This is a genomic window from Pseudorhodoferax sp. Leaf274 (assembly GCF_001422445.1).
Lineage (GTDB): Bacteria > Pseudomonadota > Gammaproteobacteria > Burkholderiales > Burkholderiaceae_C > Pseudorhodoferax.
Genome location: NZ_LMNA01000001.1, coordinates 1,164,462 through 1,180,172, shown reverse-complemented (window position 1 = coordinate 1,180,172; position 15,711 = coordinate 1,164,462). Strand labels below are relative to the sequence as shown.

Below are 15,711 nucleotides of genomic sequence, written 5' to 3'. Positions count from 1 at the left end.
CCTGCCCCCCGCGCGGCCGCCGTCGCTGCCGGCTTGATGGCACGCTTTTGCGTCATACCAGGCCCCTGATCACCGCCAGCACCTTCGCGATCTCGGCATCCAGCGCCGCAATCCCATCCAGGATTTCAGCGGGTGAGCGCAGCACCACTTCGCCGCCGCCATTCGGGTTTTTCACCGACAAATCGAAGCCCGTGCCGTCGAGGGCACCGTCATAGATGCGCTCGCCGATCTTCGGGTCCAGCACCTTGACCATGGCGCGGATCAGCGGTCTGGGCGTGTAGTACTCGCCGCCGTTGCGCCCGGCGTTGCCCATATTCTTGATCTTGGCTTCGTACAGGTGCGAGAGCTCGTGCTTCTCGGTCTGCGAGCCGAAACGCAGTGCGTCCACCAGATCTTCCAGTTCGGCCTCTGCCGCCTTGTCCTGCTCCAGAGCGTCCAGGTACTTCAGAAAGAGCAGCCAGGACGACTGCTCGGTGTAGTCCAGTTCACTCGTGCAGCCGGCATCCTTGTGCAGGATGTCGTCGATGTTTTTGAAGGTCTGTTCGAACACGGGCGCGCTGGGAGAAAGGGCAAAAAGAGCCGCGATTCTCGCCGTTTGGGCGGGCGCGATGGCCTGTCGCCCTGGATGCCCGCCCGAAGCGTGAGACCCATGTTCGGAGCCATCGCCCGCGCCAACCCGCACACCCTGTGTGCAGGCAGGTCGCAAGCCTGGACTCCGCCCTACTCCGCCCGGATGTCGTTCGCCTTCACGATGTCGCGCCACAGGTCGAAGTAGTAGCGCGTCAACTTGGCCAGCTGCTCGGGCGTGCCGCCGCCGGGCTCGTCGCCGCGTTCGAGGATGCCGGCCTGGATCTTGGGGTCCTTCAGCGCGGTGTTCATCGCGCCGTTGGCCTTGGCCACGATGTCGGCCGGCAGGCCGGGCGGGCCATAAAGGCCGATGAAGGAGATCACCTCGAAGTCCTTCACGCCGCTCTCGGCCGCGGTCGGGATGTCGGGGAAGGCCGGCACGCGCTTGGCGCCCGTGACCAGCAGCGGGCGCAGCTGGCCCGACTTGATGAAGGGCGCGACCACCGAGGCGGCGTCGAACATGGCGCTCACGCGGCCCGAGATCAGGTCGGTCATGGCCGGGCCGCTGCCCTTGTAGGGCACGTGGTTCATCTTGGGCTTGCCGATGCGGTCGCGGAACAGCTCCATGCTGGCGTGCGTGAGGCTGCCGGGGCCGGCGCTGGCGTAGTCGATGTCCTTGCCGGCCTTGTCCTGCGCCTTCACCCACTCGATGAACTCCTTGACGTTCTTGGCCGGCACCGTGTTGGGCACCGCCAGCACCAGCGAGGAGGTCAGCAGCAGCCCGATGGGCACCAGCTTGAGCGGGTCGGCCATGGCCGTGTTGCGGTAGGTGTGCGGGTTCAGCGTGATGTTGCCGTTGCCCACCAGCAGGCGGTAGCCGTCGGGCGCGGCCTTCACGACGTTGTCGGTGCCGATGTTGCCGCCCGCGCCGGCCTTGTTGTCGATGACCACGCCCTGTCCCAGCACGGTCTGCATGCCGGTGGTGACCATGCGGCCGGCAAAGTCGGTCTGGCCGCCGGGCGGGTAGCCCACGACCAGCGTGACGGGCCTGTTGGGCCAGGCGGCGCCCTGGGCGAAGCCCTGCGGGCTGGCGATGGCCGCGGCGATGCCCGCGGCGCCGGCCAGGCCCTGTTGCAGGACGGTGCGGCGCGTGGCGGCGGGGTAGGGGTGGTGACGCATGGGTTGTCTCCTCGTCGGGTGGATGGAATCGTCGTGGTCGTCGGATCTCAGTGCGCGGCCAGGCTGCCCTGCAGGGCCGACAGGCTGGCGATGCGCCGCACCGAGGATGGCAGATCGGCCGGGTGCTCGCCGAGCGCGAACACGCGCATGCCGGCGGCAATGCCCGCCGCGATGCCCGAGGCGCTGTCCTCGACCACCGCGCATTCGGCGGGCGCGAAGCCGATCGCGCGTGCGGCGTGCAGGAACAGGTCGGGTGCCGGCTTCCAGGCGCCGATGTCGTAGGCGCTGAAGATGCGGCCCTCGAACCAGGGCAGCAGGCCCGTGAGGCCCAGCACGAGTTCGATCTTGTGGCGCGGGCCGTTGGAGGCCACGCAGAACGGCAGCTGCAGGCCGCGCACGAGCTCCAGCGCACCTTCGATGGGTTGCAGGTGGGCCTTGAAGTAGCCGGCCATGCGCGCGCGCACGCGGTCTTCGAAGTCGGCCGGCAGCGGCTGGCTGCTGCGCGCGGCCACCACGGCGATCTGGCGCGACATGGGCGCGCCGCGCTGGGCGTCCAGCACTTCGCGTGCCGCTCCAGGCAATCCGTGCAACGCGCCCTCGGCCAGCATGGCCTCCACGAGCCAGGGCTCGCTGTCGACCAGCGTGCCGTCGCAGTCGAAGATCAGGGCGCGGATGGAATTCATTGGGTGCCTTCGTGCTGCGCACTGCGGTGCCGAGCCCCTTGGGGCGGCCCGGCGGTGCTCATGCGTTCTGCGGGTTCTGCTTGAGGTCGTACAGGATAGCCGCGCTCGTGAGTCCCCCATCGACCACGAGGTCGTGGCCGTTGACGAAGCGGGCATCGTCGCTGGCCAGGAAGGCGATGGCGTCGGCCACCTCGTCGGCCTGCCCGTAGCGGGCCATGGGCGTGGCCTGCACGATGGCCTGGCGGATCACGGGGCCGTGCAGCGCGGCCGTTTGCGCCGTCTCGATGGGGCCGGGCGAGACCGAGTTGACGGTGATGCCGTAGGGCGCCAGGTCGATGGCGCACGACTTGGCCAGCGCCAGCACCGCACCCTTGGACGCGCAATACGCCACGCGGCCGGACCAGACCTGCTGGCCCGAGATCGACGCGATCATGACGATGCGGCCCTGGCGCCGCTCGACCATGCGCCGGGCCACGGCCTGGGTCGTGAGGTAGGAGCCGGTCAGGTTGATGTCCAGCACGCGGCGCCAGGCCTCGATGGGCGTGTCCAGCACCGAGCCCTGGAAGCTCACGCCCGCGCTGTTGACGAGCACGTCGATGGCGCCATGCGCCTGCCAGGCGGCGCCCACGGCGGCCTCGACCTGGGCGGCGTGGGTCACGTCCAGCGCGTGCTGCGTCACGTGGCCGGCCGGCTGCGCCAGCTCCTCGGCCACGCGGCGCAGCTCGTGCGCGTTGACGTCGGCCAGCGCCACGCGGGCGCCCTCGCGCAGCAGCCGGCGCGCGCTGGCCAGGCCCAGGCCGCTGGCGCCGCCGGTGATGAAGGCCGTCTTGCCGGCAAAGCGGCCGAAGTGGCCGAGGTGGCCGGAGGGGGTGGGTGCGGTCATGGCTGTCTCCGTTGTTCGCGCCTGCGCATGATGCCTGCCGTCAATCCATCAGCAAACCACCGTTCATGTCGAGGATCTCGCCCGTGATGAAGCCCGACAGCGGCGAGGCCAGGAAGCGCACGGCGTGCGCGAACTCCTCGGGCTCGCACCAGCGGCCCACCGGGATCTGGCGCAGCAGCTCGGCCTGCTGCCCGGCCGACAGCTGCGCCGTGACCATGGGCGTGCGCACATAGGCCGGCGCGATGGCGTTGCAGGTGACGCCGTGGCCGGCCAGCTCGCGCGCCAGCGAGAAGGTCAGCGCGCCCATCGCGCCCTTGGACACCGAATAGGCCGTGCCGGCCGTCAGCCCGCCGGTCTTGGCGGCCAGCGAGCCGGTGTTGACGATGCGGCCCCAGCGCCGCGCCTTCATGGCCGGCACCACGGCCTGGGCCCAGTAGAAGGCGCCGTCCAGGTTCACGGCCAGCACCTGGCGCCATTCGGCGGCGGCGGTGGCTTCGAGCTTGTTGTTGGTCAGCACGCCGGCGTTGTTGACGAGGATGTCGACCTCGCCGAAGCGCTCGCGCACGGCCGCGTGCGTGCTGGCCACGGCCTCCGGGTCGGCGATGTCGCAGGCGAAGCCGGCCACGCGCGCGCCGTGCGCGGCCTCGAGCTCGCGCAGCGGCGCCTCGGCCCGGTCGACCATGGCCACGCGGCAGCCGTCCGCGCGCAGCGCCTGGACGGTGGCGCGGCCCATGGTGCCGGCCGCGCCGGTGACGACGGCGACCTTGTCCTGGAGCGGGAGAGCAGCCGGCATGTCACACCTTGAGGTTGAGCTTGTTGATGAGCGCGCGGTACATCGCGTTGTCCTGCTCCATCACGGCGCGGAACTCGGGCTGGTCCAGGTAGCCCTCCCGCAGGTTGAGCTTGAGCATGGTTTCCTTCAGCGCGGGCTCCTGCATGGCCTTGGCGAAGGCCTGGCGCAGCACGGCGACGACCTCGGGCGGCGTGCCCTTGGGCGCTGCCAGGCCGCGCCAGCCGGTGACCAGCACGTCGATGCCGCGCTCCTTGAGCGTGGGCACCTGCTCCCAGCCGGAGGCGATGCGCTGCGCGCCCATCACGGCGAGCGGCCGCACCTTGCCGTCGGCCACGAAGGCGGCCATGTCGGGCGGCGTCAGCGACAGCGCGTCCACATGGCCGCCCGTCAGGTCCAGCAGGCCGGGGCCGGCGCCGCGGTAGGGCACGTGCGTGAACGGCACGCCGGTCTTGTCGGACAGCACCACCGCCGCCAGGTGGCCCAGCGAGCCCGGGCCGGCATTGCCGACCTTCAGGCCCTCGGGACCGGCCTTCCTGCTGGCGGCCAGCAGTTCCTCGATGGTGCGGATCGGCGAATCGGCGCGCACGGCGATGGTGGCCGGGTCGGCGTTCAGGCGCGCGATGGGCGTCACGTCGTCGGAGGTGAAGCGCACGCCGCCCATGTGCGGAATGATGGTGATCTCCACCGTGATGATGCCGATCTTGTAGCCGTCGGGCCGCGCCGCCACGAGCTCGGCCCAGCCCACGCCGCCGCTCGCGCCGGCCTTGTTGATGATGACCAGGCTCTGCGGCAGGTACTTGCGCGAGGCCTCGGCCAGCGTGCGGGCCAGCGCATCGGTGCCGCCGCCGGGCGGGAAGGGCACGATGAACTCGATGGGCTTGTTCGGGTAGGCGCCCTGCGCGAAGCTGGGGGCCGCGATGGCGGTGGCGGCCGAAACGCCGGCGAGCAGCACGGAACGGCGCGTGGCGCCGGGGCGGAGTTGTGGCATGGGTGGGTCTCCCTGTGGAATGAAAACGGTGGGGGCCGCCGCGGCGGCGCAGGCGTCAGCGGCGGCTCGCGCGCCAGCCGGCGATCAGCTGGCGGAAGTGGGCCGCGACCTGCGCGGTGAAGCCGGCGTCGTCGATCTCGCCGCGCAGCCAGGCCGCGGCGGGCGCCGTCCAGCAACTGCGGCCGACCATGAAGCCCTTCACGATGGGCGCCTGCGCGGCCTGGAAGCTGTCGATGAGTTGGGGCAAGGGCTGCGACAGGCCCAGGATCACGGCACCGCGGCACCAGGGGTCGCGCTCGCGCACCAGCGCGTCCAGCGCCTGCCACTGCGCGGCGGCCATGGGCGGCAGCTTCCACCATTCCGGCTTGAAGCCCAGGTCGTAGAAGCGGCGCACGGCGCGCACCACGGCCTCGCCCTGGTCGCCCGCTGCCAGCGTGTCGGCGGGAGGGATCACTTCCAGCAGCAGTTCGTGCCCGCTGCCGCGCGTGGCCTCCCAGACCTGCTGCAGCCATTCCTCCTGCTCCGTGCGCAGCGCCGGCGCATCGTCGGGGTGGTAGAAGGCCAGGCACTTGACGGTGTGCTCGCGCGGCCAGTGCGCCAGCTCGGTGGCCAGAGAGGCCGTGCAGTCGAAGCGCAGCGGGCGCGAGCCGGGCTTTTCAACGGGCCGGCCGATCCACCAGCCGCGGCCCGCGGCGGCGTGCAGCGCAGCCTGGCCGATACGCCCGTCGACCAGCACGCCGATGCGGCCGCGGTTGCCGGCGTCCTGCTCGACCTCTGCAACCACCTCATTGAGCAGCAGCTTGAGCGCGGGCAGGCGGGCGGCATCGGCACCGCTCTCGCGCGCCAGGTCTTCGAGCTGCGAGCGGTGGTCGTAGGCCAGCACGCAGACCTCGGGCCACTGCGCGCGCGGGGCCGACACGCGGTGCAGGTGCGAGAGCACGGGGTCCTTGTCGGGCTGGGGATGCCGGTGCCCGGAGAACCAGTGCGCGAGCTCGGCCTGCGTGGGCATGGCCGGCGCGCAGCCGTGGCGCGAGACCACGATCGCGCCGCAGGCGTTGGCGATGGCGGCCGACTCGGCCAGCGTCTTGCCGCGCAGCAGGCCGGCCAGCAGGCCCGAGGCGAAGGCATCGCCCGCGCCCAGCACGTTGAGCACCTCGATGCGCTCGCCCAGCACGGTGGGCGCGTCGTCGATGGCGGCGGGCACCGCGCCTTCGATGAGGCTGCAACCCAGCGGGCCGCGCTTGACGACGAAGACGGCCTGCGTGTGTTCGCGCGCGCGGCGCAGGCTGGCCATCAGATCCCCCTCGGCACCACCGGCGATCATCCATTCCTCTTCGGTGCCGATGATGAGTTCGAACCGGCCCAGCTGCGCCTGCAGATGCGCCGAGACGCTGTCGCTGCCCACATAGCGCGTCTCGCCGTCGCCCTTGGCCGCCAGCCCCCACAGCACGGGGCGGTAGTCGATGTCCAGCGCACGCACCAGGCCGTGGCGGCCCGCGATCTCCAGCGCGCGCCGGCTGGCGGCCAGCGTGCCGGGCGTGGACAGGTGCGTGCCCGTGACCACCAGGCAGCGGCAGCGCGCGAGGAAGTCCTCGGAGATCGCCGCCGCGTCGATGGCCATGTCGGCGCAGTTCTCGCGGGCGAACAGCAGCGGAAAGCTGTGCTGGTCGCGCAGGCCCAGCAGCACCATGCCCGTGAGGCGCTCGCGGTCGATCTGCACCTGGCTCACGTCGCAGCCTTCGCGTCGCAGCGTCTGCAGCAGGAAGCGGCCGTTCTGCTCGTCGCCCACGCGCGAGAGCATGGCTGAGCGCAGGCCCAGCCGCGCCGTGCCGAAAGCCATGTTGCCGGACGAGCCGCCCAGGTACTTGTTGAAGCTGTGGGCGTCCTCCAGCGCGCAGCCGATCTGCTGCGCGTAGAGGTCCACGGCCAGGCGGCCCAGGCAGGCCACGTCGAAGTCGCGCTCGGCGGCGCTGGGGAAGTGCAAACTCGGCATCGGAACCCAGGGTGCGTCGTTGGAATGGCCGCCATGGTATCGTGATTAGAAATTAATTTCCATTACTTTGAAAAATAGAAATTCAATTCCGATGGCCGCGGCCACGCAGGCGCCGTACGCCGATGCCGATGCCTTCCTGGCCGACGTGCGGGCCGGCTACGAGCCGCTGTCGCGCCAGCTGAAGGCCATCGCGCGGCACGTGGAGGCACAGCGCGACCGGCTCGCGCTGGACGGCATCCAGGACACCGCGCGCCAGTGCGAGGTGCAGCCCTCGGCCGTGGTGCGCTTTGCCAAGCACTTCGGGCTGGCCGGCTATTCGGAGATGCAGGCACTGTTCCGCGCCGGCGCGGCACGCCAGCTCGCGCCCGAGGGCGGCTACCAGCAGCGCGTGCGCGCGCTGGCCGGTGCCGGCTCGCCCGCGCAGATCGCGCACGAGGTCATCGGCGGCAGCATCGCGAGCCTGCAGGCGCTGCAGCAGGCCCTGCCCGAGGGCGATTTCGATGCCGCCGTGGACCTCATGGCGCAGGCGCCCGCGCTGTGGCTGGTGGCCTCGCGCCGCGCCTTCCCGGTCGGGGCCTACCTGGCCTATGCGCTGCAGCACACCGAAAAGCCCGTGCACTGGCTGCACGGCCTGGGCCACATGCAGGAAGGCCAGCTGCGCGCGCTGGCCGCGGGCGACGTGCTGGTGGCAGTGTCGTTCGCACCTTATGCGCGCGAGACGCTCGACGTGGTCGAGGCCGCCGCGGCGCGCGGTGCCAGGGTGCTGGCGCTGACGGACAGCCGGCTGAGCCCGCTGGCCCAGCGCGCCCACGCCGTGCTGCTGGCGCAGGACGGCGCGACCTTCGGCTTCCGCTCGCTGACCAGCACGCTGTGCCTGGCGCAGTCGCTGTTCCTGGGGCTGGCCTGGCGCATGGAACTGGCCTACAAGGGCCAACACCCCGGATAGAAAGGAGTCTCCCTTGGAACACACAGGACACCGCCGCCCACAGGTCTGCGTGCTGGGCAGCGCCGAGCCCGGCAGCGCCGCCTACGCCCTGGCCGCCGAGGCCGGCCGGCTGCTGGCGCGGCTCGGCATCACCCTGGTGAGCGGCTGCGGCAGCCCGGCCACGCGCGTGGCGGCCGAGCAGGCCCTGGCCGCGGGCGGCCTGGTCGTCAGCATCGTGCCGCCGGGCGAGATGCCGGCGCCCGACTGGCCAGCCACGGTGGTCATCCCCTGCGGCATGGGCGATGCGCGCAACCTGCTGATGGCCCTGGCAGGCGATGCCTGCCTGGTCATCGGCGGGCGCGCCGGCACCATCTCCGAGGTCTGCCTGGCCTGGCTGCACCACCGGCCGCTGCTGCCGCTGACGGGCTGCGGCGGCTGGTCCGACGGGCTGCTGCAGAACCCGCCGGACGAACGCCAGAACGCGCCGATCCTGCCCTGGGACTCGGTGGAGGCGCTGGAGGCGCAGCTGCGCGCGCTCGGCCTGGTGGCGCCCGCAGGGAACCCGCGCCAGCCTGCGTGAATCCACCCCCCATTGCCGCCCCGAAAGCCTTTGCATGCTGCGCAACCTCAAGGACCTGTTCGACGCCTTCACCGCCCCCGCCGCCGGCCAGTCGCTGGCCCAGCGCGCGCACACCCACCAGCTGGCCGTAGCCGTGCTGCTGGTCGAGGTCATGCGCGCTGAACCCGGTTCCGGCCCGGCCGAGCGCGCGGCGGTGCTGACAGCGCTGCGCCGCAAGTTCGCATTGACCGACGACGAGATCGAGCGGCTGCTGGAACTGGCCGATGCCGAAGCCCAGGCGCTGTACGACTACCACCGCTTCACCAGCGTGCTGAACGAGCGCTTCACGCAGGCGCAGAAGATCGCGCTGGTCGAGGCCCTGTGGACGGTGGCCTATGCCGATCTGCACGTGGCCGCGCACGAGAACCACACCATCCTCAAGATCGCCGACCTGCTGCATGTCACGCACGGCGAATACATCGCGGCCAAGCTGCACGCCAAGGAGGCGGCGAGCGGCCAGCCTCAGTAGACGTCCCGCCGGTAGCGCCCTTCCGCGGCCAGCGTCTGCGGCGCGTCCGGACCCAGGATCTCGCACAGCGCCTCGTCCACGCCCTGTGCCATGCCGGCCAGGCTGCCGCAGACATAGAGCACCGCCCCCTCGTCGATCCACTGGCGCAGCAGGCCGGCCGCGGCGCGCAGGCTGTGCTGCACGTAGCGTGGCCCGGCCCCATCGCGCGAGTAGGCCAGGTCGGCGCGCGCCAGCAGGCCCGCCGCCTGCCAGGCCTGCACGTCGTGCTGCACGAAGGCGTCGTGCGCGGCCTGGCGCTCGCCGTAGAGCAGCCAGTTGCGGCCGTGGCCGCGGCGCGCGCGTTCGCGCAGGTGCGCACGCAGCCCGGCATAGCCCGAGCCGTTGCCGATGAAGATGCAGGGCCGCGCGTCGTCCACGAGCGCGAAGCCCGGGTTGCCCAGCAGGCGCAGGCGCACCGGCGTCCCCAGGGGCGCGGCCTGCGTCAGCCAGCCCGAGGCCAGGCCCAGGCTGCCGTCGGCGCGCTGCTGCTGGCGCACCAGCAGTTGCAGCGGGCCATCGGCGGGCAGCGAGGCCACCGAGTAGCTGCGCGGCGCGGTGCCGTCGGCCACCAGCACCTCGGCCAGCGCCCCGGGCGCCCAGTGCGTGCCGGGTGGCAGCGCCAGCGCCACCTCCACCAGCGGCCCCCCCTGGCTGCCGGGGTTGAGCAGCCGGCGGCCGGCCAGCGTGGCGGCCAGCCACGGCGCCTCGTCCGGCGCGGCCAGGCCGCCCAGCGCGCGGCCGAAGGCGGTGCCAACGCTGTGGCGCCAGCGGGCCAGCGCGCCGGCATCGCCATCGTCCATCTCCACCGGCGCGAACAGGGCCTGCGCGCCGAGCCGCCGCAACTGCCCGTCCAGCGCACGGCCGAAGCCGCAGAACGCGGGGTACTGCTGGTTGCCCAGCGCCAGCAGGCCGTAGGCCGGCGCGGCCTGCGGCGGCGCCGCCAGTTGCGCCAGGCGCCGGGCGAAGCCGCGCACGGCGTCGGGCGCCTCGCCTTCGCCGAAGCTGCTGGCCACCAGCAGCACGCACGGGTGGCGGAGCAGTTCGGCGGGTGCCAGCCCGGCCAGGGACCGGACCTGGGCCGCCAGGCCCGCATCGCGCAGGGCCGCAGCCGTCTGCCAGGCGATGCGCTCGGCCCGGCCGGTCTGGCTGGCGTAGGCCACCAGCACGCCATCGCCATCGCCATCGGCACCGCCGCCAGCGCCCCCCGTCGGCCCGGCGCCCAGGCGCTGCTGCTCGGCGCGCACGGCCGCCTGGGCACGGCGCCGGTCCAGGTACAGCAACCAGCCGGTGGCCGCGAACAGCGCCAGCGCGGCCGCGGCCAGCGCCATCGCCACGCGGCCCGGCCAGCCCCAGTAGCTGCCGGTGTGCAGCGGGTAGACGCTGTTGAGCAGCCGGTTGGCAAGCGGCAGCTCGGCATAGCGTCGGTGCTCGGCCACCGCGCCGGTGGCGGCGTCCAGGTACAGGCGGTTGCGGGCACGGTCGTGCTCGGGCGCGGCGCGCAGGTAGGTGAGTTCGACGCGCGGCGCGGCGCGTGCCGGCAGGCGCAGCGTGACCTGGCTCCAGTCGCCGCCGCTGGCCTGCAGGAAGCCCTGCCACAGCCGGCCGAGGTCGGGCGGCTGCGCGGCTGCGGCTGCGGCCGCCGCGGCATCGGCGCCGCGCCCGGTGCGCTCGGCGCGTGCCGCCTGGCCTTCGCCGGCCGCCGCGTCGATGGCCGTGCGCACCACCGTAAAGCCCCAGTACACGCCCGTCAGGCCCGACACCAGGTAGCACAGCAGGGCCAGCGTGCCGGCCACGGCGTGCAGGTTCCACAGGAAGGCGCGGCCGCGCAGCCGCCAGTCCAGCCGCAGCCAGGCACGCCAGTCCAGCGGGCGCCGCGGCCAGCGCAGGACCAGGCCGCTCAGTGCCAGCAGCAGCAATGCCGCGGCCAGCGTGCCGGTGGCGAGCTTGCCGGCCTCGCGCGGCAGCAGCAGCCAGCGGTGCAGCGCCTCGACGGGCTCGAACAGCGCATCGGCACGCGGCTCGGGCAGCAGCTCGGCCGTCCACGGGTCGGCCCAGTGCTGCGCGCCACGGCGCGCGCCGGGCGCGGGCGCAAAGCCCACGCGCACGGGCCGGCCAGGCGCGGCGTGCAAGGTGAGCGTCTGCACGCGCGCGCCAGCGGCCGCCTGCAGGCGCGCCACCAGATCGGCGGGTGCCAGCGGCTGCGCTTGCGGCGTGGGCGCTGCGCGCTGGAACAGCTGGGGATGCAGCGCCTCGACGATCTCGGCGCGGAAGGCCATCAGCGCCCCCGTCAGGCCGACCAGCACCAGCACCGTGCCGGCGGTGATGCCCAGCAGCCAGTGCAGCTGGGCCAGCCACCAGCGCGGCGGGTGCAGCGTCAAAGGTCGACCTTGACGACGGCCTTCACGGTGCGCGGCGCGCCCACGGCCAGCCGCGTACCGGCGGCGGCCCAGTAGCGCTTGTCGGCCAGGTTCTCGACGTTGAGCTGCCACTGCGTGCGCTTGCCCAGCACGCGCGCCACGTAGCGCACGCCGGCGTCGAACACGGTGACGCCGCCGATGAAGGCCTGGTCGAGATCGTCCACCGGCCGCCGGCCCGTGTAGAACGCGCCGCCGTTGACCGACAGGCCGGGCAGCGCTGCGATGTCGTAGGCCAGGAAGGCGCTGGCGGTGCGCTTGGCCGTGTTCTCAGGGGTCTTGCCGTTGTACTGGGCGTTGATATCGCGGAACTCGGCATCGAGCGCCGTGGCCGAGGCCTGCCACGACAGCGCCCGCGTCAGCTGCCCTTGCGCCGACAGTTCGAGCCCGCGCACCACCACGCGGCCGCTGCCGACGAAGGTGTTGGCACTGTCGGTGTAGGCGCCCGGGCGTTGCAGGTCGAACACGGCGGCCGACAGCAGCGTGCCGCCCGGCACCTGCCAGCGCATGCCGAGCTCCTTCTGCTTGCTGACGCCGGGCGCCAGGCGTTCGTTCTGGTTGGTGGTGCCGTTGGGGGCTGCGTCGCCCTCTTCCACGCCCCTGGCGTACGACACATAGACGGCCAGCTGCGGGGTGAACTTGTAGGTCAAGGCGGCCAGCGGCGTGGTCTTGCGCACGTCGTAGTCGATCTGCGGCACCGTGCTGCTCGCGCCCTGCGTGCTCTCGTAGCGCGTGTGGCGCAGGCCGGCGACGACTTGCCACTGCGGCGACAGCACGATGCGGTCCAGCGCGTACAGGCCCAGGTCGGTGGTGTCCTGGCTGCCGGCCGTGGGCTGCGCCGGCACGTTGCCCACGGCCAGCGCACCGATCGCAACCGGGTTGTAGAGGTTCTGCGTGACGCTGGCGCCGCCGTAGTTGCGGCTGTAGACCGGGTCCTGCGTGCGGCGGTTCTGCGCCACGCCCAGCGTCAGCTCGTGCTGCACGCCGCCCGCGGCGAAGCTGCCGAACAGTTCGCCGCGGAGCAGCTGCGAGCTCTGCTCCAGGTGCTGCACGTTGCCGGTGATGCGGCCGGCACCGGTCGCCACGTTGTAGTTGCTGAAGCTGGCCAAGCGCCGGTCGCGTTCGCCCTCGGAGCGGCCGGCCTCCAGCAGCAGCGCCCAGTTGTCGCTGATCGAATAGTCGGCGCGCAGCTGCAGGTTGGTGACGGTGGCGTCGAAGTTCGCCCAGGTCGGGCCCAGCAGCCTGGTCGGGTCCGGCAAGGCCGGCAGTGCGATCACGCCGCCCACCGCGGCCAGGCGCGCAATGCCGGCCTGCTCCACGATGGACCGGTGGTAGCGCTCGAGATCGGCCTTCAGCACGAGCCGCGAATTGACGCGCCAGTCGAACGCGGCCGCATAGGCCTGGCGGTTGCCGTCCACGCCGTCCATGGCCGAACCGATCCGACCGCCAGCCGCGTTGACGCGCAGGCCGTACTGGTTCTGGTCGCCGAACTGGCGGCCCACGTCGACCAGGCCCTGCAGGCCGCCGCGGTTGTCCGCCCGCATGCCGACCGTGGCCACCGGCGTGGCGCCGGCGCGCTTGGTCACGAAGTTGACCACGCCGGCCGGCGAGGTGAAGCCGTAGTACAGCGCCGAGGCGCCCTTGAGCACCTCCACCCGCTCCTTGTTCTCCATCGGGATCTCGGAGATGTTGGGGATCGCCAGCGAGCCGTTGAGGCGGTAGTTGGTGCGGTTCTCCACGCCGATGCCACGGATCACGAGCTGGTCGAAGGTCTCGCCGCCGTTCTGCTGGCGCGTCACGCCGGCGGTGTTGCGCACCACGTCGTAGAGGCTGTCGGCGTCCTGCAGCTCGATCACGGCGCTGGTGACGGCGTTCACCGTGGCCGGCACGTCCATGATGTCGGCGCCGCGGAAGGTGCCCGCCTCCACGGTGTTGGGCACGAAGCCGCGGCTGCGCTCGGCGCGCACGTCCACGGCCTCGAGGGCCGAGGTCTGGGCCTGGACGGCGCAGGGCAGCGCCAGCGCGGCCAGGGCAGGAAGGATTCTTCGCATGGCGGATCAACAAAAGGACTGGGGCGCGGATTGTCTCCTCCCGAATGAGAGCAATTCTCATGTTTGAGCCGCGCGTTGCGCCCGCGCGACGCGATGCCCTTCGGCTGCCGCGGCGGGACCGGCTGCGTAACATCGCGCCTTTTGAGGCCCCGCCATGTCCCCACTGCTCGACGCCATCCAGATCGAATCCGCCCCCTCGCCCACCGCCGCCGTCATCTGGCTGCACGGCCTGGGCGCCAGCGGCGACGACTTCGCCGCCATCGTGCCCGAGCTGGACCTGTCCGGCTGCGCGCCGATCCGCTTCGTGTTTCCGCACGCACCGGTGATGCCGGTGACCATCAACAACGGCTTCGAGATGCCGGCCTGGTACGACATCTTCGCGCCCGACCTGGTGCGCCGCGAGGACGCCGCGGGCATCGCCCGCTCGGAGCTCGCCATCGAGGCGCTGATCGCGCACGAGGTGGCGCGCGGCATCCCGGCCAACCGCATCGTGCTCGCCGGCTTCTCGCAGGGCTGCGCCATGACGCTGCACACCGGCCTGCGCCATCCCCAGCGCCTGGCCGGGCTGATGGCGCTGTCGGGCTACCTGCCGCTGGCCGGCAACCTGGCGGCCGAGCGGCACCCGGCCAACTTCGGCACGCCGATCTTCATGGCGCACGGCACGGCCGATCCGGTGGTGGTGCTGCCGCGCGCCGAGGAGTCGCGCGCGGCGCTCCAAGCGTTGGGCTACGCCGTGCAGTGGCACACCTACCCGATGCCGCACAGCGTGCACCCGCGCGAGATCGCCGACATCTCGGCCTTCCTGCGGCAGGTGCTGCCGGCGGCCTGAAGCGCCCCTGGGCGGTCAGCCGGCCCGCGGCGGCACCACCGGCAGGCGCAGCCGCTGCGGCTGCACCAGGGGGCTGCCCAGCAGCGGCCGCAGGTAGTCGAGGAAGGCCGGCGTCACGTCGTTGCCGCTGGCGGCGATGAAGGCATCGTCCATGGTGCGCGTGCGCGCGGCCACCTCGGACAGCGGGATGAGCGGGTAGTGCGCCTCCTGGCCCGCATGGCGCTGCACCGCCACCGAGCCGGCCACATGGCCCTGCATGGCGTAGCGCACGGCCTGCTCGCCCACGGCACGGGCCTCGCGCTGGTCCACGTCCGACACACAGCCCACGAAGGAACGCTGCAGGTAGCCCAGCGTGTCGCCGCGCACGCGCGACAGGCCAAGCCGCGCCTTGATCTGCTCGCACAGCAGGTCGGCCAGCGCGCCCGTGCCCGACAGCTGCACGTTGCCATGCGCATCGCGCGCCAGCGCCTTGCCCAGCTGCGCCAGCACGGGCTGGCCGTCGGCACCGTGGATGCCTTCGGACACCGCCACCACGCAGCGCCCCAGGCGCTGCACCGTGGCCTGCACGTCGGCCAGGAAGCGCTCGGTGTCGAACACGCGTTCGGGCAAATAGACCAGGTGCGGGCCGTCGTCGGGATGCTGGCGCGCCGCGGCGGCAGCGGCCGTCAGGAAGCCGGCATGGCGGCCCATCACCACGCCGATGTAGACGCCGGGCAGCGCCGCGTTGTCCAGGTCGGCCCCGGCGAAGGCCTGGGCCACGAAGCGCGCCGCCGAGGGGTAGCCCGGCGTGTGGTGGCTGCCCATCAGGTCGTTGTCGATGGTCTTGGGGATGTGGATGCAGCGCAGCGGATGGCCGTGGGACTGCGCCGCCTCGCTGACGATGCGCACGGTGTCCGACGAATCGTTGCCGCCGATGTAGAAGAACTGGCCGATCTGGCGCGCGCGCAGCACCTCGAAGATGGCCGCGCAGTAGGCCGCGTCGGGCTTGTCGCGCGTGGAACCCAGCGCCGCGGCGGGCGTGGCGGCCACCTGCTCCAGCAGTTCGGCGCTCGCGCTGCCCAGGTCCACGAGTTCGTCGCGCACGATGCCCTTGACGCCGTGGCGCGCGCCGTACACGGCGCCGACGCCGGCGTGGCGTTGCGCCTCCCGCACCACGCCCACGAGCGACTGGTTGATCACGGCGGTGGGGCCGCCGCCCTGGGCGACGAGGATGTTGATGGGGTCCATGGGCTTGTCTCCGTTTCTGCTGCATCCCGGCGAGCGCGGGATGCAGCAGCAT

General features: G+C 72.4%; 14 protein-coding genes. 4 read left to right on the top strand and 10 right to left on the bottom strand.

Translation table 11 applies throughout. The features are described from left to right. Nucleotides 1-52 precede the first annotated feature (52 nt). The 7 genes from ASF44_RS05345 to iolC form a co-directional block, all read right to left on the bottom strand. Entirely contained in the window at nt 53-550 is a 498-nt protein-coding gene (locus tag ASF44_RS05345; protein ID WP_056898069.1) for an N-6 DNA methylase, read from the bottom strand. A 170-nt stretch (nt 551-720) separates the two neighbouring features. Continuing rightward, the gene (locus ASF44_RS05340; RefSeq protein WP_056898068.1) at nt 721-1,746 is read right to left on the bottom strand and encodes a tripartite tricarboxylate transporter substrate binding protein; all 1,026 of its coding nucleotides are present in this window, start codon (nt 1,744-1,746) and stop codon (nt 721-723) included. Nucleotides 1,747-1,793: 47 nt separating this feature from the next. Continuing rightward, nucleotides 1,794-2,429, bottom strand: coding sequence for an HAD-IA family hydrolase (locus ASF44_RS05335; RefSeq protein WP_056898067.1), 636 nt, complete (start codon nt 2,427-2,429; stop codon nt 1,794-1,796). A 58-nt stretch (nt 2,430-2,487) separates the two neighbouring features. Beyond that, nucleotides 2,488-3,312: an SDR family NAD(P)-dependent oxidoreductase gene (locus tag ASF44_RS05330; RefSeq protein WP_056898066.1), complete on the bottom strand. Its 825-nt coding sequence runs from the start codon at nt 3,310-3,312 to the stop codon at nt 2,488-2,490. Between the two features lie 40 nt (nt 3,313-3,352). Beyond that, nucleotides 3,353-4,105: an SDR family NAD(P)-dependent oxidoreductase gene (locus ASF44_RS05325; RefSeq protein WP_056898065.1), complete on the bottom strand. Its 753-nt coding sequence runs from the start codon at nt 4,103-4,105 to the stop codon at nt 3,353-3,355. Nucleotide 4,106: 1 nt separating this feature from the next. Continuing rightward, nucleotides 4,107-5,093 (bottom strand): tripartite tricarboxylate transporter substrate binding protein, encoded by a 987-nt coding sequence (locus ASF44_RS05320; protein WP_056898064.1) that lies wholly within the window; start codon nt 5,091-5,093, stop codon nt 4,107-4,109. Between the two features lie 55 nt (nt 5,094-5,148). Next, the gene (gene iolC / locus ASF44_RS05315) at nt 5,149-7,086 is read right to left on the bottom strand and encodes a 5-dehydro-2-deoxygluconokinase (protein ID WP_056898063.1); all 1,938 of its coding nucleotides are present in this window, start codon (nt 7,084-7,086) and stop codon (nt 5,149-5,151) included. A gap of 91 nt (nt 7,087-7,177) precedes the next feature. Here iolC and ASF44_RS05310 point away from each other — a divergent pair, with 91 nt between their 5' ends. The 3 genes from ASF44_RS05310 to ASF44_RS05300 are packed head-to-tail and all read left to right on the top strand — an operon-like array spanning nt 7,178 to nt 9,099. Further along, nucleotides 7,178-8,032, top strand: coding sequence for a MurR/RpiR family transcriptional regulator (locus ASF44_RS05310; RefSeq protein ID WP_369820893.1), 855 nt, complete (start codon nt 7,178-7,180; stop codon nt 8,030-8,032). 13 nt (nt 8,033-8,045) lie between these two features. Continuing rightward, a complete protein-coding gene (locus ASF44_RS05305; protein WP_200930553.1) occupies nt 8,046-8,591 on the top strand; it encodes a Rossmann fold nucleotide-binding protein in 546 nt (181 codons plus the stop codon). 34 nt (nt 8,592-8,625) lie between these two features. Beyond that, on the top strand, nt 8,626-9,099 hold the full coding sequence (locus tag ASF44_RS05300; protein WP_056898060.1) for a TerB family tellurite resistance protein: 474 nt from the start codon (nt 8,626-8,628) through the stop codon (nt 9,097-9,099). On the opposite strand, the gene ASF44_RS05295 is transcribed toward ASF44_RS05300, so the two are convergent. Together ASF44_RS05295 and ASF44_RS05290 are read right to left on the bottom strand one after the other, a co-directional pair. After that, nucleotides 9,093-11,516, bottom strand: a complete 2,424-nt coding sequence (locus ASF44_RS05295; protein WP_056898059.1) for a sulfite reductase flavoprotein subunit alpha — start codon at nt 11,514-11,516, stop codon at nt 9,093-9,095. The two genes, ASF44_RS05300 and ASF44_RS05295, sit on opposite strands and share 7 nt — an antisense overlap. Continuing rightward, nucleotides 11,513-13,603 carry a TonB-dependent siderophore receptor gene (locus ASF44_RS05290; RefSeq protein ID WP_082524523.1) on the bottom strand — a complete coding sequence of 697 codons (2,091 nt, stop codon included), beginning with the start codon at nt 13,601-13,603 and terminating at the stop codon, nt 11,513-11,515. The genes ASF44_RS05295 and ASF44_RS05290 overlap by 4 nt, the downstream gene beginning before the upstream one ends. Before the next feature lie 154 nt (nt 13,604-13,757). Here ASF44_RS05290 and ASF44_RS05285 point away from each other — a divergent pair, with 154 nt between their 5' ends. After that, nucleotides 13,758-14,432, top strand: a complete 675-nt coding sequence (locus ASF44_RS05285) for an alpha/beta hydrolase (RefSeq protein ID WP_056898058.1) — start codon at nt 13,758-13,760, stop codon at nt 14,430-14,432. 15 nt (nt 14,433-14,447) lie between these two features. Here ASF44_RS05285 and ASF44_RS05280 read toward each other — a convergent pair whose 3' ends face one another. Continuing rightward, nucleotides 14,448-15,659: a 6-phosphofructokinase gene (locus ASF44_RS05280; RefSeq protein ID WP_056898057.1), complete on the bottom strand. Its 1,212-nt coding sequence runs from the start codon at nt 15,657-15,659 to the stop codon at nt 14,448-14,450. Nucleotides 15,660-15,711 lie beyond the last annotated feature (52 nt).